Origin of the sequence: Amycolatopsis deserti (assembly GCF_014653945.1) — a bacterium.
GTDB classification, from domain to species: domain Bacteria; phylum Actinomycetota; class Actinomycetes; order Mycobacteriales; family Pseudonocardiaceae; genus Amycolatopsis_E; species Amycolatopsis_E deserti.
Window position 1 is genome coordinate 1,571,058 of record NZ_BNAU01000001.1, and the last position, 16,758, is coordinate 1,587,815.

Annotated in this window: 19 protein-coding genes; 4 read left to right on the forward strand and 15 right to left on the reverse strand. The window is 73.8% G+C overall.

The genetic code is table 11. The features are described 5' to 3' along the window. Positions 1 to 4 precede the first annotated feature (4 nt). Together IE290_RS07700 and IE290_RS07705 are read right to left on the reverse strand one after the other, a co-directional pair. A complete protein-coding gene (locus IE290_RS07700; RefSeq protein ID WP_191243735.1) occupies positions 5 to 1,621 on the reverse strand; it encodes an SLC13 family permease in 1,617 nt (538 codons plus the stop codon). A gap of 69 nt (positions 1,622 to 1,690) precedes the next feature. After that, entirely contained in the window at positions 1,691 to 2,281 is a 591-nt protein-coding gene (locus IE290_RS07705) for a TetR/AcrR family transcriptional regulator (protein ID WP_191243736.1), read from the reverse strand. 75 nt (positions 2,282 to 2,356) lie between these two features. Here IE290_RS07705 and IE290_RS07710 point away from each other — a divergent pair, with 75 nt between their 5' ends. Then, a complete protein-coding gene (locus tag IE290_RS07710; RefSeq protein WP_191243737.1) occupies positions 2,357 to 3,688 on the forward strand; it encodes a cytochrome P450 in 1,332 nt (443 codons plus the stop codon). 1 nt (position 3,689) lies between these two features. On the opposite strand, the gene IE290_RS07715 is transcribed toward IE290_RS07710, so the two are convergent. Together IE290_RS07715 and IE290_RS07720 are read right to left on the reverse strand one after the other, a co-directional pair. Continuing rightward, positions 3,690 to 4,307: a class I SAM-dependent methyltransferase gene (locus IE290_RS07715; protein ID WP_191243738.1), complete on the reverse strand. Its 618-nt coding sequence runs from the start codon at positions 4,305 to 4,307 to the stop codon at positions 3,690 to 3,692. Between the two features lie 81 nt (positions 4,308 to 4,388). Then, a complete protein-coding gene (locus tag IE290_RS07720) occupies positions 4,389 to 4,712 on the reverse strand; it encodes a sigma-70 family RNA polymerase sigma factor family protein (RefSeq protein ID WP_191243739.1) in 324 nt (107 codons plus the stop codon). 195 nt (positions 4,713 to 4,907) lie between these two features. Between IE290_RS07720 and IE290_RS07725 the strand changes: the two genes are divergently transcribed. After that, complete coding sequence (locus tag IE290_RS07725; protein WP_373300405.1) at positions 4,908 to 5,276, forward strand: nitroreductase family protein; 369 nt, start codon at positions 4,908 to 4,910, stop codon at positions 5,274 to 5,276. Position 5,277: 1 nt separating this feature from the next. Here the strand turns inward: IE290_RS07725 and IE290_RS07730 are convergent, their stop codons facing one another. From IE290_RS07730 to IE290_RS07745, 4 genes are all read right to left on the reverse strand, one after another. Then, on the reverse strand, positions 5,278 to 6,429 hold the full coding sequence (locus IE290_RS07730; protein ID WP_191243740.1) for a hypothetical protein: 1,152 nt from the start codon (positions 6,427 to 6,429) through the stop codon (positions 5,278 to 5,280). Continuing rightward, positions 6,426 to 7,007, reverse strand: a complete 582-nt coding sequence (locus IE290_RS07735) for an RNA polymerase sigma factor (RefSeq protein WP_229874296.1) — start codon at positions 7,005 to 7,007, stop codon at positions 6,426 to 6,428. The genes IE290_RS07730 and IE290_RS07735 overlap by 4 nt, the downstream gene beginning before the upstream one ends. A gap of 99 nt (positions 7,008 to 7,106) precedes the next feature. Further along, on the reverse strand, positions 7,107 to 7,373 hold the full coding sequence (locus IE290_RS07740; RefSeq protein ID WP_191243741.1) for a DUF1876 domain-containing protein: 267 nt from the start codon (positions 7,371 to 7,373) through the stop codon (positions 7,107 to 7,109). 77 nt (positions 7,374 to 7,450) lie between these two features. Next, positions 7,451 to 8,182, reverse strand: a complete 732-nt coding sequence (locus IE290_RS07745) for a Type 1 glutamine amidotransferase-like domain-containing protein (protein ID WP_191243742.1) — start codon at positions 8,180 to 8,182, stop codon at positions 7,451 to 7,453. 53 nt (positions 8,183 to 8,235) lie between these two features. Here IE290_RS07745 and IE290_RS07750 point away from each other — a divergent pair, with 53 nt between their 5' ends. Both IE290_RS07750 and IE290_RS07755 read left to right on the forward strand, forming a co-directional pair. Continuing rightward, entirely contained in the window at positions 8,236 to 8,871 is a 636-nt protein-coding gene (locus IE290_RS07750; RefSeq protein ID WP_191243743.1) for a GntR family transcriptional regulator, read from the forward strand. Then, a complete protein-coding gene (locus tag IE290_RS07755) occupies positions 8,868 to 9,329 on the forward strand; it encodes an OsmC family protein (protein WP_191243744.1) in 462 nt (153 codons plus the stop codon). Before IE290_RS07750 ends, IE290_RS07755 begins: the two co-directional genes overlap by 4 nt. Here IE290_RS07755 and IE290_RS07760 read toward each other — a convergent pair whose 3' ends face one another. From IE290_RS07760 to manD, 7 genes are read right to left on the reverse strand one after another with little or no spacing between them, the layout of a single operon-like run. Next, positions 9,330 to 10,028, reverse strand: a complete 699-nt coding sequence (locus tag IE290_RS07760; RefSeq protein WP_191243745.1) for an alpha/beta fold hydrolase — start codon at positions 10,026 to 10,028, stop codon at positions 9,330 to 9,332. A 54-nt stretch (positions 10,029 to 10,082) separates the two neighbouring features. Then, complete coding sequence (locus IE290_RS07765; protein WP_191243746.1) at positions 10,083 to 10,688, reverse strand: bifunctional 4-hydroxy-2-oxoglutarate aldolase/2-dehydro-3-deoxy-phosphogluconate aldolase; 606 nt, start codon at positions 10,686 to 10,688, stop codon at positions 10,083 to 10,085. Beyond that, positions 10,685 to 11,644 (reverse strand): sugar kinase, encoded by a 960-nt coding sequence (locus tag IE290_RS07770; protein WP_191243747.1) that lies wholly within the window; start codon positions 11,642 to 11,644, stop codon positions 10,685 to 10,687. Before IE290_RS07770 ends, IE290_RS07765 begins: the two co-directional genes overlap by 4 nt. Beyond that, on the reverse strand, positions 11,641 to 12,666 hold the full coding sequence (locus tag IE290_RS07775; protein WP_191243748.1) for an L-idonate 5-dehydrogenase: 1,026 nt from the start codon (positions 12,664 to 12,666) through the stop codon (positions 11,641 to 11,643). Before IE290_RS07775 ends, IE290_RS07770 begins: the two co-directional genes overlap by 4 nt. After that, a complete protein-coding gene (locus IE290_RS07780; protein ID WP_191243749.1) occupies positions 12,663 to 14,033 on the reverse strand; it encodes an MFS transporter in 1,371 nt (456 codons plus the stop codon). Before IE290_RS07780 ends, IE290_RS07775 begins: the two co-directional genes overlap by 4 nt. 34 nt (positions 14,034 to 14,067) lie before the next feature. Then, entirely contained in the window at positions 14,068 to 15,468 is a 1,401-nt protein-coding gene (locus IE290_RS07785; protein ID WP_191243750.1) for a mannitol dehydrogenase family protein, read from the reverse strand. Beyond that, positions 15,465 to 16,673 (reverse strand): D-mannonate dehydratase ManD, encoded by a 1,209-nt coding sequence (gene manD, locus IE290_RS07790; RefSeq protein ID WP_191243751.1) that lies wholly within the window; start codon positions 16,671 to 16,673, stop codon positions 15,465 to 15,467. Before manD ends, IE290_RS07785 begins: the two co-directional genes overlap by 4 nt. Positions 16,674 to 16,758 lie beyond the last annotated feature (85 nt).

Consider the following 16,758-nt stretch of genomic DNA (forward strand, 5'->3'; position numbering starts at 1 on the left):
CGGCTCACGTGAAGCCGACCGCCGCGACCATCACGGGGATCAGCAGCATGATCAGGATGGCCCCGGCGACGTCGAACGCCGCGCCGGAGCGGATCATCTTCGTGATCGGCACCGCGCCGGAGCCGTAGACGATCGCGTTCTGCGGGGTGGACACCGGCAGCATGAACCCGAACGACGCGGCGAACGTCGCGGCCAGCGCGGGCGTGAACGGGTCCACCCCGGCGGCCAGCGCGATCGGGATGACGATCGGCACCACCACGGCCGCCGAGGCGGTGTTCGACGTCGTCTCCGACACCAGGATCGCCAGCAGCACCGCGAACACCGTCAGCGCGATCCCGCTGCCGATCCCCAGCGCCCCGGCCAGTCCGTTGCCGACCCGCTCCGCGAGCCCGGTGCTGGACAGCAGCGACCCGAAGATGATGCCGCTGCCGAACAGCAGGACGGTGCCCCAGTCGATGCGGGCCGCCTCGGACCAGGTGAGCGTGAACCGGCGCTGCGCCCAGTTCGTCGGCAGCACGAACAGCAGCGCCGCGCCGGCCACGGCCACGATGCCCTCGTCGAGCCGGTCGCTGACCAGCTCGTAGGCGCGGGAGTCGTTGCCCGCCACCAGGGCCACGATGCCGGGCGTCACCCACGCCACGACGGTGATGGTGAAGGCGATCAGCGTGTTGCGCTCGGCCGGCGAGAACCCGCCCAGCTTCGCCCGCTCGCCGGCCACGTACTCCTCGACGCCGGTGAGCCTGCGGATCTCCGGGCGGTTGAGCAGGATCAGCAGGACCACCAGGATCACGAACATCGCCGCGCACGCGGGCAGCGCCATCGTGGTCCACTGCAGGAACGAGATCCGCTCGCCGGTGGCCTCCTCGATCAGGCCGCGCCCGATCAGGTTGGGCGGCGAGCCGATCGGGGTGAGCAGGCCGCCGACGCTGGCGCCGTAGGCGAGCACGAGCATCAACGCGATGCCCACGCGCAGCCGTAGCGGGTCGAACCGCTCCCCCTCCGGCGTCCGGCCGCGGATCAGCTCGGCGATGACGGTGAGCAGGCCGACGGCGGTCGGCAGCAGCATTGCGACGGTGGCGGTGTTGGAGATGAACGCCGACAGCACGCAGGTGACGAACCCGAGCGCGGTGATCACCCGCCAGGTGCTGCGCCCCACGCCCGGGATGGCGAGGATGAAGAAGGCGAACCGCCGCGCCAGCCCGTGCCGCAGCATGGCCTGCGCCAGGATGAACGCCCCGATGAAGACGAACACCGTGGACGAGCCGAACGGCTCCAGCACGTCGTCGGCGGGCAGCACGCCGAGCACCACGATGGCCGCGACCCCGATCAGGCCGCCGACCGGGATCGGCACCGGTTCGCACACCCACAGCACCACCACGCCCAGCAGCACCGCCGCCAGGGTCTGCTGGCTGGAGTCCAGCGCGGTGGGCACGAACAGGAAGACGAGGGTCACGAGCGGGGCGAGCACGAACCCGACGGTCCGCCGGGCCCGCTCGAACCGCTCCTCCGCCGGGGACAGCTTCTGCTCCGCGAGACCCCGGTAGGTGCCGCCGGTCAGCAGGGCCGAGGTCACGCTCTCCGTACGCTCACGCTCTCTGGTGCGTTCCTCACTGGTGGACATGAAAGGGACAATAGCGACAAAACGTGACCTGCGTCACTCTTCCGGGTTGACCGTCGGTGCACGAACCGGTCAGCGCGGCCGGGGTCCCAGGATCAGCATGACGACCTCGGTCGCCACGTCCACCGTGCCGGCCAGGTTCCCGCCCTCCTCCAGCGTGATCGCGATCAGCTCGCGCAACCCGCCGAACAGGGTGATCGCCAGCTCGCGCGACGGCGGGACCACGCCGGCCGCCCGCAGTTCGGGCGTGTCCGCCAGGGTGCGCATCAGCGCCACGAACGAGTCCATCGTCTCGCGGGACAGCGCGCGGCCCGCTTCGCCGAGCGAGGGCGCCGCCCGCATCCAGCTCAGGCACAGCGCCGGGTCGCTCTCCATCGACGCGATCAGCGCCTCGACCGCCTGGCGCGCCTGCGCCTGCCACGGCGCGTCCCGCTCCACCGCGGCCGCGATGTCCCGCACCATCCGCGCGTTGGTCTGCCGCAGCAGCTCCACGAAGCACTCCTGCTTGCTCGCGAACTGCTCGTAGAAGGTGCGCTTGGACGTGCGCGCGTGGTTGACCACGTCGGCGATCGTGACGTCGTGGTAGTCCCGTTCGCGCAGGGCGGCAGCCATGCCCTGCAGCAGCCGGTCGCGGAACCCGGTGCCCACGTCGACGTCCGTCACGCCGCCAACCTAACCCAGCCGCTTGACCGGGCGGCACGTCCGGCTCTACCGTGCGTGGTACCCGGCGGTACCACGGTGGAGGTGGATGTCGTGACGACGGCGCTGACCCGGCTGCAGGACGGCGTGAAACCGGTGGTGCGCTGGGGCATCGGGCACGCGCTGCCGCGCACCGTGCTGCGCGCCGCGGCCCGCCGGGGCGATCTGCAGGCGCGGCTGGTGGCCGAGGCCGCGGTGTCCCCCACCGCCGCGTTGACCGGCCTGTTCGACGAGATCCGCGGCCACGGCCCGCTGTACAAGGGCTCCTTCGCCTACGTCACGACCAGCCACGCGGCGGTGAAGGAAGTGCTGACCAGCAACGACTTCCGCGCCGGTGTGGGCGCCGCGCCGGACGGGGTGCTCGCGCGGCTGAGCGAGTGGTCGGCGACCGACGTCCTGCACCCGATCGCGCCGCCGTCGCTGCTGGCGACCGAGCCGCCGGACCACACGCGCTACCGCAAGCTCGTCACCCGCGTGTTCACCGTCCGCGCGGTGGAGAAGCTGCGGGTGCGCACCGAGGAGATCGCCCGTGAGCTGCTGGACGCGCTCGACCCGGACCGGCCGGTGGACCTCGTCGAGGCCTACTGCGCGCTGCTGCCGGTGACGGTGATCGCCGAGATCCTCGGAGTGCCGCCGGAGCAGCGGCAACGCGTGCTGGAGCTGGGCACCGCGGCCGCCCCGAGCCTGGACCTGGGGCTGCCGTGGCGGGAGTTCCGCGCGGTCGAGTCGGCGCTGGCCGATTTCGACGCCTGGCTCGGCGGCCACCTGGACCACCTGCGCGCCAATCCCGGCGACAACCTGCTCAGCCAGCTGGTCGCCGCCCGTGAGGACGGGGTCGGGCTGACCGATCTGGAGCTGCGCGCGACCGCCGGGCTGGTGCTCGCGGCCGGTTTCGAGACGACCGTGAACCTGCTCGGCAACGGGATCACCCTCCTGCACGACCACCCCGGGCAGCTCGCCGCGCTGCGCGCCGAGCCGTCGCTGTGGCCGAACGCGGTCGAGGAGATCCTGCGCGTGGACCCGCCGGTGCTGCTCACCGGGCGCACCTGCCTGCGCGACACCGAGGTCGGCGGGGTGCGGGTGCGCGGCGGCTCGGTGGTGACGACGATCCTGGCCGGCGCCAACCGCGACCCGGCGGTCTTCACCGACCCGGCCCGGTTCGACGTTCGCCGTGAGAACGCGCGCGAGCACATCTCGTTCTCGGCGGGCCGGCACTACTGCCTGGGCGCCGCGCTGGCCCGGATGGAGGGCGAGGTCGGGCTGCGGACGCTGTTCGACCGCTTCCCGGACCTGCGCCTCACCCCCGGCGCGGCCCGCCGGGGCACCCGGATCCTGCGCGGGTTCGAACACCTGCCGGCACGGTTGCGCTGACTCACGGCGAGACCGCGACGCCCAGGTAGTCCGCGGCGAGGAACTTCGGCGAACCCTTCTCGTAGAACCGGTCCACCTCGCGGATCTCGAAACCCGCCGCGGTGATCACGTCGGTGATCGGGCGGTCCAGGTGGCAGCCGCCGAAGAGCCGGCCCTGCAGGCGGTCCATGCGGTGCTGCCAGCGCTGCACCTTGTGCTCCGGCGCCAGGCCGTGGTCGAGGAAGTGGAGCGTGCCGCCCGGTTTCAGCACCCGCCGGACCTCGGTCAGCGCCGCCCCGACGTCCGGGATCGTGCACAGCGTGTAGGTCGACAGGGCGGTGTCGCAGCTGGCTTCGGGCAGCGGCAGCGACTGCCCGTCCAGGCCGGACCGCTCGACCGGCACCGGTGAGGCGGCCACCCGCTCGGCGGCCAGCTTCCAGGCCACGTCGGAGGGCTCGATCGCGTCCACGGCCGTGACCGCGGCCGGGTAGAACGGGACGTTGTGCCCCGAGCCGAACCCGATCTCCAGGACCCGCCCGTGCAGGCCGGCGCACACGCGGGCGCGGTAGGGGTTCGCGGTCTCCAGCCCGCACAGCACGTTGATCATCCGTGGCAGGACCTGCTGCTGGTAGATGCCCATGACACAGCCTGACCGGTGCGGGCGGTTTCCCGGTAGGGCCGGAAGACCCGGAATTCGCCGTCCGAAGTGGACGAACAGAGCTCAGCCCAGCGCGGGCGTGATCCGCCGCAGGCGCGCGGGGTCGGGGATCAGTTCGTAGCCGGCCATGCGGTCGCCGTCGATGGCGAAGCGGATCGCCAGGCGGAGACGGCCGTCCGGCGCGATCACCAGGCCCGGCTCGCCGTCGAGGAGGGTGAAGTCGGCGAACCGGGCGTTCCGGCCGAACAGGACGATCTCCTCCGCCACCCGGCGAGCGCCCCGCACCTCGGGGCGGCCGTCGGCGCGCCGCACCGCGTCCGGGTTCAGCACCGCGACGATCGCGTCGAGGTCGCCGGTCCGGGACGCCGCCAGGAACGCCTCGACCACCCGCCGGTGCGCGGCCGCACCGGGGTCCGGCGAGCAGCACTAACCGAGCGGCACGCGCACTTCATCGACCACGGCCTGGCGCGGGAGCACAAGGTGCCGCGCCTGCAGGCCTCTTCGGCGGCTGCCACCTGGACCGCTCGATCCCGGTGGTCGCGATGCGCTTCGAAATCCACCGGTCACCTTTCCCCGTCGCCGGTGAGGAGGAAGGACCACTGTGGACGCGACGACACCGCCGCCCGGCGGGCAACCGTCGCGCGGAACTGGGACTGCTTCGGCGCCCCGGCCGCGTTGTTCTGCTACCTGGACCGGACCATGGGCGCGGCCCAGTGGGCGGACGCCGGGATGCACCTGCAGACGGTCATGCTGCTGCTGCGCGCGGAGAGCCTGGACAGCTGCCCGCAGATGGCGTGGTCGGTCTACCGCACCACGGTGGCCGAGGTGGTGTCCCCGCCGGAGCGGCTGATCCTGTTCTGCGGCCTGTCCATCGGCTACGCCGACCCGGCCGCGAACCAGGAACGCATCGACCGAGCCCCACTGGCCGAGACGGTGACCTTCCTGGGGTAGGTCACCGCAGCATGACCGAGCCGTTGTAGAGCGTGGCGCCCCGCGCGTCCGTCACCCGCACCCACGCGTCCCCCGTGTCGGGGTCCACCGGCTTCGCGCCCTCGGGCAGCCATGCGCCGAACGTCCCGTTCGCGACCGGCACGGCGACCCGCTCACCGGTGCCGAAGTCGGCGTCCATGCTCGTGGCCGAGCGCGGCACGAGGCCAACGAACGGCACCTTCCCGCCCTGCGCCGGCACCGACAGCCGGCGCACCGGGATCGACCGGCCGATGAACGTGTCCCGGTGCAGCGTGGCCCCCGCAGGGCCGGTCACGCACGCCACGGTGTGCTCGGCGCTGCGCGCCAGCACCACCCGGTACGGCCCGTTGTCCAGCATCCCGCCGGGCTGGTAGCCATCGGCGCCGTCGAGCGGCTCGGGTAGCGCTGCCAGGCACTCGCCCAGCGCGCGGCCGGCCGGCGAGGACCGGTCGCCCGGCACGTCGACCACCGAGACCAGCGGCGCCGGGGCCGGCGGCAGCTCGGCGCGCGGACCGGGACGGGTGGTCTGGCCCTCGACCGACATCCCGGCCCACAACGGGGTCGCCGGGTCGGTCGCGGTGAACGCGGTGAACACCCCGGTCCGCGGCGTGACCGGCTCGACGGTGACGCCGAGGCCGTCGGCCAGGGACAGCTCGATCCGCGGCCACGACGGGTCCGCCACCCCGGCCACCAGGCCCGTCCCGGTGCGGAGCAGCAGCCCGGTGCGGCTGCCGGGCGCGGAGGCCGGCGCCGCGCCCGGATCGGACACGGTCACCGTGGTCGCGGTGGTCTCGCAGAACACCGGTTTCCCGCCGGCGAGGTAGGACGTGACCACGTCGTCGCCGAGCGCGCGGCTGCCGGTGGCCTGCCACTCGGCGCGCGGCGGGACCTGCCCGGTCCGGCCCGCAGACTCGATCGCCGCCCAGCACCGGTCGTCCACCCCGGCGCCGGCGACCGGCGCGGCCGGGCGGAGGAACTGGACGCCGATCAGCACGCCTCCGACCAGCAGGACCACGGCCGCGGCGGCCGCGAGGGCCCGCCCGGGGCGCGGAGTCATCCCGGCGCGCACGGTGGCGCGCATCCGCTCGCGGACCTCGGGCGGCAGCTCGCGGCGCGGGGGCAGGGCGTGGCTCATTTCTCCTCCAGCAGGGCGCGGAGCCGGGCGCGGGCGCGCGAGAGGTGCGCGCGCACGGTCACCTCGGCGACCTCGAGCAGGGCGGCGGCGTCACCGATCGGCAGCTCGCCGAGCAGGCACAGCTCGACGACCTGCCGTTGCGCGGCCGGCAGCGCGCGGACCGCGTCGATGATCCGCTGCAGGCGCGCCTCGCCGTCTAGACGGTCGGCTACGCCGTCGGCGTGGTCGGACACGTGCGGCGGGCCGGGGATCCGGCGCAGCAGCCGCGACCGCCGGGTGCGGCCCCGGTGCTCGTCACGGGCGAGGTTTCCGGCGACGGTGAACAGCCAGGGCAGCGCGCTGTCCCGCAGCAGGGTGACGTCGCCGCGCTTGCGCCAGGCGGTGAGGAAGGTGGCGGAGGTGAGGTCCTCGGCGCTGGCCCAGGACCCGGTCAGCCGGTAGGCGTGGTTCCACACGGCCTGCGCGTGGCGTTCGAAGAGCGCCGTGAAGGCTTCCCGGTCACCGCGTGCGGCGCGCGCCCACAGGTCGGCGTCGCGCGGCTCCACCGGCACCCCCAGCCCGGTCAGTTGGATGGTCACACCGGTCAGTGGCCGGCACCGGCCCCGATGTTGTCATAGCGACCGGAGCGCCACGCGGGACCGCACCCGCCGACGCGGCATCCGGGCGGGGAAGCGTGTTCAGTACCGCAGGTGGGCCGGCTGGTGCGTGACTTCCTCGATGTCCCCCGCGGCCGCGTCGAGCAGGCGGTGCGCCAGATCGCTGAGCGCCCGCGCCGTGGCCAGCTCGTCGCCGATCTCCGGCACGTTGGCGTCGGCCGGGTTGAGCCGGGCCGTCCCGATCCCGACCAGGCCGGTCCCGCGGTCGGTGTGCAGGCGCGCGGTGGCGCGGGTCCGCGTCTCGTGCTCGTCGATCACGATGTCGACACGCCAGTTCTTGTCCCGCATGGCAGCCTCCCGGACGTCTGCCACCACGCTGCCCCGCCCGGCGCCGGGCGGGAAAGGGCCGGAAGTCACCGCGTGGTTCAGTGGATCCGGCGCACGTCCAGCGGCGTTTCGACCGCGCCGCCGTCGCGCCCGCGGTCCACCCGGTAGGCCCCGGCGCGGTCCCGCTCGGCCAGCGCCTCGGCCAGCTCGCCGCCGCGGTAGAGCAGGCCGGCCCCGTCGTCGGTGGCGTAGCCGGGCGGCAGGGTGCCGTCCGCGATCAGCGACTGGAACAGCGGCCGCCGGGCGGGCTCGCTGTCGTGGTGCACGCCGTTGGACCACGGGAGCAGGCCCAGCCCGTTCGTCACCGGCCGCAGCTCCGGCCCGAACGAGTCGGTCGTGCCGCCGGCGTGCCAGCAGATCGAGCCGGCCGAGACGCCGGTCAGGACCACCCCGGCCTGCCACGCGTCACGCATCACCGCGTCGAGGCCGTGCAGCCGCCACAGCGCCAGCAGCCCGGCGACACTGCCGCCCCACACCCAGATCACGTCCTGGGACAGCAGGTGCCCGGCGAGGTCGGCGATGTTCGGCATCGGCAGCAACGCCACGTGGCTGCCGGCCCACCCCTCTCGCCACGCGTTCTCGTAGAAGGCGGCGATCAGGCGGCGGTCGTCGCCGCACGCGGTGGCCAGGAAGCACACGCGCGGCGCGCGCCCGGTGACGCCGGCGAGCTCCACGGCGTACCGGGTCAGCGGGCCGACCTCCCAGTCCAGGCGCGCGGAGGCGCGGATGCCGCCGGAGGTGGCGAGGATCGTCGGTTCGTCGGCAGGCACAGCCGGGATCCTACGACTGGCGCTGATTGCATTCATTGTATACAGTGCATCCCGTGACGACGACCTACGATCGCGTGCGGGAGCTGATCGTCGGCGGCGCCTTCCCGCCGGGTGGGCGCCTGACCGAACTCGACCTGTCCCAGCGGCTCGCCGTGAGCCGCACCCCGGTGCGGGAGGCGCTGCGCCGGCTGGAGAGCGACGGCCTGGTCGCCAGCGGGCAGCGCGGGGTCACGGTGGTCCGGCTGAGCGACGGGGAACTGCGCGAGGCATATCTCGTCCGCGCCAGCCTGGAAGCGCTTACCGCGGAGCTGGCCGCGCGGCGTCAGCAGGCGGGCGAGATCGCACCCGCCGCGCTGGCCCGGCTGACCGGCCACGCCGAGGACGCCGACCGCGCGACCCGGGACGGCGACCTGGCCACCGGCGTGCGGCACAACCGCGAGTTCCACCGGCACATCGCGGTGCTGTCCGGGAACTCCCTCGCGCTCGGCTTCCTGGACCGGGTGTGGGACCGGATCGTGGTCTCCACCCGCGACTCGCTGGCCGCGCCGAGCCGCACCGGCCAGGTCGACGACGAGCACCGCCGCCTCGTCGCGGCGATCACCGCGGGCGACGCGGCGACGGCCGCGGCACTCGCTCGCGACCACGTCCTGAGCACCCTGTCCGCACTCCCCGGAGGAACACCGCGATGAGCAAGGAACACGGCTACCAGGTCACCGTCACCTGGTCCGGCACCACCGCCGGCGGCTACCGCGCCTACGACCGCGGCCACGACGTCACCGCCGCGGGCAAACCACCCATCGCGGCGACCGCGGACCCGGCCTTCCTCGGCGACCCGGCGCGCTGGAACCCGGAGGAGCTGCTGGTGGCGGCGCTGTCGCAGTGCCACCTGCTGACCTACCTCGCGCTGTGCGCGCGGCACGGCATCACCGTCACCGGCTACCGCGACACCGCGACCGGCCGCATGGCCGAAACCCCGGGCGGCGGCGGGCACTTCACCGAGGTGACGCTGAACCCGGAGGTCACCATCGCCGAGGAGGCACTGGCGGACAAGGCCGCCGAGCTGCACCACCGGGCGCACGAGCTGTGCTTCATCGCCAACTCGGTGAACTTCCCGGTCCACCACGCGCCGACGGTCCACATCGGATAGTCAGGACCCCAGCGCCGCCACGATCCGCGCGCCCAGCTCCGCCGGCCGGCTGAACTGGGGCCAGTGCCCGGTCGGCAGGTCCACCAGCTCCACGTCCCGCATCGCCGCCAGTTCGCGCACGTACGGGTGGTCCGCGGCGATCAGCTCGCGCACCTGCGCGGACGGCATCGACGTGCAGATCACGGTGGCCGGGATGGCGCGGCGGCGCTCGTCGGACAGCTCGACCGGGTCGCGGGTCACCGCGACCGGCTCGGGCACGGCTTCGGCGCGCATCCGGTCGCGCAGTTCGCCGGTGAGCCCGGCCAGCTCGGCCTCCTCGAACGCCGTCCAGTCCGGCAGCGGCACGTCGGCGCCGTCCGCGGGCAGGGCCTCGTTGATGGACGCGCCGCTGGTCAGCGGTCCGGCGTCGACGAAGACGATCCGCACGACGCGATCGGGCCGGGCGTCGGCGGCCGCGTAGGCGAGCGGACCGCCACCGGAGTGCCCGACGAGCACCACCGGTTCGTCCTCGGCGTCGATCGCCGCGACGATGGCCTCGACGTGCTCGCGCACGCCGATCCCGGCGCGGTCGGTTCCGGCCGCGTCCAGGCCGGGCAGGGTCAGCGCGCGCACGGTGTGGCCGGCGGCGGTCAGCGCGGGTTCGACCTCGCGCCACGAGGACGCGCCGAACCAGAACCCGGGAACGAGGAGCACGATCATGCGCCGAGCCTAGAAGGTCGGGGTGTCCCGGGTGCGCGCGCGGGCGATAGGTCGTCACCGTCTGACGGCGGCTGCCGCCCGCGCGGTCACCTCGTCCCAGCGGCGCTCGCGCAGCAGGGCGGGCTCGGCCATCCAGCTGCCGCTCACCGCGGGCACCATCGGCAGCGCCAGGTACTCCCCCATGGTCTGCGCGGTCACCCCGCCCGACGGCATGAACGCCAGGTCGCGGAACGGCGCGGCCAGCGCGCGGATCGCGGCCGGCCCGCCGAGCAGACCGGCCGGGAAGAACTTCACCTCGTCCAGCCCGAGCGCGGTCACCGCCATCAGGTCGGTCGCCGTCGCCACCCCGGGCAGCGCCGGCACGCCCCGCTCGGCCGCGCGGCCGACCACGTCCGCCGACACGCCGGGGCTGACCACGAACCGCGCGCCCGCGTCGACCGCGGCGTCCACATGGGACGGAAGCAGCACCGATCCCGCCCCGACGAGCAGGTCCGGCAGGGCCGACAGGCGCCGGATGCCCGGCAGGCCGGCGGGCGTGCGCAGCGTGATCTCGACGACGTCGATGCCCCCGGCCAGCAACGCTTCCCCGAGCGGCAGAGCCTGTTCCGGCTCGTCCAGCACCACCACAGGCACGACCGGGCACCGCGACAGCAGGCTCACCGGACCACCTCCACCGGCTCCTCGGCCCGCAGTTCGTCGCGCGTGGGCAGGCCCTCCCAGTCGCCCGGCACCCGGCACACCGCGGCGCCCGCCGCGTTGCCGAGCCGCAGGCACTGCCGCACATCCGCACCCGACACCAGCCCGCTCAGGTACCCGGCCACGAACGCATCGCCCGCGCCGACCGGATCGACGACGGTCACCGGCACCGCCTCGGCCCGGTGCACCTCATCGCCGTGCAAGGCCACCGAACCCAGCGCGCCGAGCTTGACCACCACCGTGCCTGGCCCGGTCTTCGCGAGCTCCCGCGCCAGGTCCTCGCCCCGGCCGAACGACGGCTCGCGAACCGGCTCCCGGCCGAGCAGCAGCGCGGCCTCCTCCGGCCCGGCGAACACCACGTCCGCGGCGGCGGCCAGCCGCGCGAGCACCGGCCCGGCCTCCGCCGGCGGCCAGAGCGTCGCGCGGTAGTTGACGTCGAACGACACCCGCGTCCCGGCGGCCCGCGCCAGCCCGATCACGTGGTCCAGCGTCTCCCGCGGCCCCGGGCCCAGTGCCGCGGTGATCCCGGAGACGTGCAGCACGTCGGCCTCCGCGACGACCGAGGGCTCGATGTCCGAAGGGGACAGTCGCGACGCGGCGCTGCCCCGGCGGTAGTAGCGCACGCGCCACGGTTTCCCGCCGCGCATCTCCTTCACCATCAGCCCGGTCGGCGCCTCCGGATCCCGCTCGGCGAGCACCCGCACGCCCTCGGCGCGGACCTCCCGGGTCACCAGCGCGCCGAACGCGTCGTCGCCGACGCGACTGATCCACGTCGACGGCACGCCCAAGCGCGCCAGCCCGATGGCCACATTGGACTCCGCTCCCCCGATGCCCACCGGCAGCGCCGAGCCGCCGGTCACCCGGCCCCAGGCCGGAGTGGACAACAGGGCCATCGTCTCGCCCAGCGTCACGACCGTCATGAGTCACCCAATCGCAGGAGGACCTTGCAGCTGTCCCGGCCGGCCGCGACCGCCAGCGCCTCGCCGGCCTGGTCCAGGTCGAACGTGTGCGTGATCAGCGGCGACACGTCGAGCCCGTCGCCGAGGGCGCGCACCGCGTCGGTGATCTCGTCGACGAACCGGTACGAGCCGATCCAGGTGATCTCGCGGGTGACCAGATCGCCGAGAACCGCGGTGGCCGGTTCCCCGGGCAGGTTCCCGACCTGCACGAGCGTCCCGCCGCGCGCGGTCGCCCGCAGCGCGCCGCCCAGCGCTGCGGGCGCGCCGGAGGCTTCGAAGACCAGCTCCACGTCCTCGGGCAGGGCGTCCCCGGCGGCTAGGTCGACCACCTCATCGGCCCCGAGACGGCGTGCGATCGCCAGCGCCGAGGTCGTCACGTCCGCCGCGATCACGGTCGCCGCGCCGCGGTGCTTCGCGGCCGCGGCGACCAGGCACCCGATCGGTCCGGCGCCGTTGACCAGCACCGTGCGGCCGGTGACGTCGCCGGCCCGCTGGACCGCGTGCAGTGCCACGGCCAGCGGTTCGGCCAGCGCGCCCTGCCGGGTGCTCACGCCGTCCGGCAACGGCCGCAGCTGGTCCGCGCGCACCACCCGCAGCTCGCTGAACCCGCCGTCGGTGTGCGGGTGGAACGCGGCGGAGCCGAAGTACCGCACGCGCGGCAGCAGGTTGGTGCGCCCGGCGATCCGCGCGGGCAGCGTGGTGTCGCCGACGGGCTCGGCCGGGTGCACCGTCACCGGCTGCCCGGGCTCGACGCCGGTCACGCCGGGGCCGAGCCCGGCCACGCGTCCGGCGACCTCGTGCCCGAGCACGAGCGGGTGCTTGAGCACGGCCGTCCCGGAGGCGCCGTGCCGCCAGTAGGCGACGTCGGAGCCGCAGATGCCGCCCCACTCCATCGCGACCAGCACCTCGCCCGGGCCGGGCGCCGGGTCCGGCCGGGTGTCGATCCGGACGTCCCCGGGGCCGTGCACGACGGCGGCTCTCATGCGGCGTCCTCCAGACGGACCAAGTCACGCCCGCGGGTCTCCGGCGCGAGGTAGGCGGAGACGAACGTGATGAGCGAGTAGGCGACGAGCATCGCCGCGATGGGCCACCAGTGGCCGGTCAGCGCGGTCAGCGACGCGGCCAGCACCGGGCCGATCGCGGTGGCGAGGATGCCGCCGATCTCCTTGGCGACGGCGAGCTGGGTGAACCGGGTGCGCGAGCCGAACAACTCGGCCATGGTGACGCTCTCCAGCGAGAACAGGCCCAGCACGCCGACGTTGAGGCCGACGATCATCGCGACGGTCAGCGCGGCGGTGCCACCGTGCGCGATCGTCAGCATCATCGGCGCGGCGATCACCACCGTCAGCAGCGACAGTCCCAGGTAGACCGGGCGGCGGCCGAACCGGTCGCCCAGCAGGCCCACCACGGGGATGGTCACGAACCCGAGCAGCGAGCCGTAGACGATCGCGGCGGTCGGCACCGACTTGTTCACGGCCAGCTCGGTGGCGATGTAGCCGACCAGGAACGTCTGCACCAGCCCGGAGTTGCCGGCCTGGCCGAACCGCAGCCCCAGCGCCAGCAGGAACGACTTGCCCTTGCGCTGCTTGAGACCGGCCTCGATGGCGCTCTCGCCGGCCTCCTCGATCTCCTTGCGGGACAACGCGACGCCGTCGACCACGTCCGGCCGTTCCTCGAACACCGGGCTCTCCTTGAGGTTGGCCCGGATCCACACGCCGAGGATCAGCAGCGCGAAGCTCAGCAGGAACGGCAGGCGCCAGCCCCAGCTCAGCAGCTGCTCGTCGGAGAGCACCGCGAGCAGCACGGCCCACAGGCCGGACGCGGCCAGCGTGCCGGAGTTGGTGCCCAGCGACACCAGCGACGCGATCAGGCCGCGGCGCTTGGCCGGCGCGTACTCGGCGAGCATCACGGTCGCCCCAGCGATTTCCGCGCCCGCGCCGAAGCCCTGGACCAGCCGCAGCGCGACCAGCAGGATCGGGGCGGCGATGCCGATCGTGGCGTACGGCGGCAGCACTCCGATCAGCGTGGTGGACACCCCCATCAGCGCGATCGTGATGAACAGGACCTTCTTGCGGCCGATCCGGTCGCCCATCCGTCCGAAGTAGACCGCGCCGGCCAGGCGCGCGACGTAGCCGACACCGTAGGTCGCCATCGCCGCGATCAGGCCGATCGCCGGGCTGACGCCGGGGAAGAAGATCTTGTTGAACACGATCGCGGCGGCCAGCGAGTACAGCTGGAAGTCCATGAACTCCATCGCCGTGCCGAGCCAGCCGGACATGGCGGCCCGGCTGAGGTCCCGGGTGGTTCGGGTCACGGCCCCTCCCGGCGCCGTCTGGGTGCTGTCGGTCATCGTGCGCTCCTTTGCTTCACGGATGTGGGGCGGTCTACGGTTCGATCCGCCCGGCCTCGACCTCGGGCAGGCGCTGCGCGATCGAGGCCACCAGTGCCGGGTCGCCGGCCAGGTCGGCGCCGCCGACCGCGGTGAGCAGCCGGGCGACCGCCGTCGTCGCGTCCGGCGCCCCGTCCCAGCACGCGGCCAGGGTGCCGGCCGCCGGATCGGTGGTGCCGAAACCGGCGCGGGTCGCGTGAGCCCACCCCGCCAGTGCCAGGGCCAGCACCGGTCCGGCGCCACCCCGCTCCCGCAGCACGGGCAGCCAGCGTTCGGCGATCTTCAGCGAGCCGTCCGACCCGATCTGGCGCAACCGGTGGCCGATCGCGGGATCGGCGAACCGCTCGACCAGGGCGTCGACGTAGGCGGGCACGTCCAGGTCCGAGGCGGGCAGGGTCGGCGCGACCTCCGCCGTGAAGCCACGCACCACCCGCTCACCCCACCCGGTGGCGAGAACGTCGGCGACGGTCCGGCAACCCGCGGCCAGGCCGAGGTAGGCCAGCGCCGAGTGGGAGCCGTTGAGCAGCCGCAGCTTCATCAGCTGGTGGGGCTCGACATCGGGGACGAATCGCGCCCCGTCCAGCTCCCACGGCGGGCGCGGCGCGGCGAAGGTGTCCTCGAGCACCCACTGGCGGTAGGGCTCCGCGGCGACGGCCATCTCGTCGCGCACGCCGAGGGCGGCTTCCGCGGCGTCCTTGGCGGCCTGGGTGACCGCCGGGACGATGCGGTCGACCACGGTGGACGGGAAGGCGACCGCGGTGTGCAGCCAGTCCTGGACGGCGTCGCGGTCGGGCCAGTCGCTCGCCGCGACGAATCCGGTGACCACTTCGGCCAGCGCGCCGCCGTTGCCGGCCGCGTTGTCGCAGGACACCACGCTGATCGGGGCGCCGGTGCGGCGGAAGCGGTTCGCCAGCGACGTCGCCAGGCGGCCGATCACCGTGCGCGGCGGACGACCGGCGAGGTCGGCGGCCATTTCCGGGTGCGTGGTGTCGAGGCGGCCGGTGGCGGGGTCCCGGAAGTAGCCCTTCTCGGTGACGGTGAGGGTCACGACGGTCACTTCAGGCGAGGTGAGCAGCTGGTCGACCCGGCCGGCGTCGGGCACCATGTGCAGCGCCTCGACCACCGAGCCGACCACGCGGGTGCGCCGGTCGGTGACCGAGAACAGGCAGTCCTGGGCCCGCAGGTGCTCGACCGGCTCGGGCGACCGCGGGTTGACCACGGCGATCCCCCACGGCTGGCCGGAGGCGGCCGCGGCGGCTTCGGTGTAGACGGCCTGGTGCGCGCGGTGGAAGGCGCCGAGTCCGAAGTGGACGACCCGGGGCGCGAGGTCGCGCGGGTCGGCCTGGGGACGGCTCTCCGGCTTCAGCGCGTCCAGTGTGGACAGTTCGAGCCTCACCAGTCGTGCACCGAACCGTCGAGACGGCGCGCGACCGGCAGGTAACGCGGCTGGTAGGGGAACTTTTCGGCGGCCTTCTCGTCGTATTCGACGCCCAGGCCGGGCTCCTCGGAGGGGTGCAGCATGCCGTCGGCGAAGGTGACCCCGCTGCGGAAGACCTCGCCGGTCTCCTGGACGTGCGGCATGTACTCCTGGATGCCGAAATTCGGCACGGAGATGTCCACGTGCACGGCGGCGGCGAGCGTGACCGGCGAGAGGTCGGTGGCGCCGTGCGAGCCGGTGCGCACCTGGTAGAGCGCGGCGAGGTCGAAGATGCGGCGCAGGTGGGTGATGCCGCCGGCGTGCACGACGGTGGTGCGGACGTAGTCGATGAGCTGCCCGGTGATCAGGTGCTGGACGTCCCAGATGGACGAGAGGTTCTCCCCGACCGCGACCGGCGTGGTGGTGTGCTGCCGGATCAGCCGGAACGCCTCCTGGTTCTCCGCCGGGGTCGGGTCCTCCATCCAGAACAGGCGGCAGTCCTCGACGCGCTTGCCGAACCGGGCCGCCTCGATCGGGGTGAGGCGGTGGTGGACGTCGTGCAGCAGGTGGAAGCCGAAGCCGAACTTCTCGCGGACGGCCTCCAGGTAGGTGGGCGCGAAGTCCAGGTAGGCCTCGGTGGACCAGGGCTGCTCGTCCGGCAGCGAGGTGGCGGCGGGCTCGTAGACCACGCCCTTGCGCACGCCGTAGCTGCCGCCGATGCCGGGCACGGCGGCCTGGGCGCGGATGGCGTGGTAGCCCTGCTCGCGGAAGCGGGCGACGTCGTCGAGCAGCTCGGCGACGTCCGCGCCGCTGGCGTGGGAGTAGACCAGCACGCCGTCCCGGGAGCGGCCGCCCAGCAGCTGGTAGACCGGCAGGCCGGCGACCTTGCCCTTGATGTCCCACAGCGCGGTGTCCACGGCGGCGATCGCGGTCATGGTCACCGGGCCGCGGCGCCAGTACGCGCCCCGGTAGAGGTACTGCCACACGTCCTCGATGCGCGCCGGGTCGCGGCCGATGAGCAGCGGCACGACGTGGTCGCGCAGGTAGCTCGCGACGGCCAGCTCGCGGCCGTTGAGGGTCGCATCGCCCAGGCCGGTCACGCCGTCGGAGGTGGTCAGGCGGAGGGTGACGAAGTTGCGGCCCGGCGAGGCCACGAACACCTCGGCCCGCTCGATCGTGCTCACGTTCGCTCCTTCTGTGTGGCAGCACTGGTATACAAGCATCTGTCGCGCAGAGCGTCAACTAGTCGGGCAGGGTTGTCGGCTAGTG

Coding starts and splice junctions, on each gene's coding strand:
- IE290_RS07730 (WP_191243740.1), bottom strand. CDS start 6,429: ATGAGCCACGCCCTGCCCCCGCGCCGCGAGCTGCCGCCCGAGGTCCGC.
- IE290_RS07715 (WP_191243738.1), bottom strand. CDS start 4,307: ATGGGCATCTACCAGCAGCAGGTCCTGCCACGGATGATCAACGTGCTG.
- IE290_RS07760 (WP_191243745.1), bottom strand. CDS start 10,028: ATGATCGTGCTCCTCGTTCCCGGGTTCTGGTTCGGCGCGTCCTCGTGG.
- IE290_RS07755 (WP_191243744.1), top strand. CDS start 8,868: ATGAGCAAGGAACACGGCTACCAGGTCACCGTCACCTGGTCCGGCACC.
- IE290_RS07700 (WP_191243735.1), bottom strand. CDS start 1,621: ATGTCCACCAGTGAGGAACGCACCAGAGAGCGTGAGCGTACGGAGAGC.
- IE290_RS07780 (WP_191243749.1), bottom strand. CDS start 14,033: ATGACCGACAGCACCCAGACGGCGCCGGGAGGGGCCGTGACCCGAACC.
- IE290_RS07770 (WP_191243747.1), bottom strand. CDS start 11,644: ATGACGGTCGTGACGCTGGGCGAGACGATGGCCCTGTTGTCCACTCCG.
- IE290_RS07740 (WP_191243741.1), bottom strand. CDS start 7,373: ATGCGGGACAAGAACTGGCGTGTCGACATCGTGATCGACGAGCACGAG.
- IE290_RS07775 (WP_191243748.1), bottom strand. CDS start 12,666: ATGAGAGCCGCCGTCGTGCACGGCCCCGGGGACGTCCGGATCGACACC.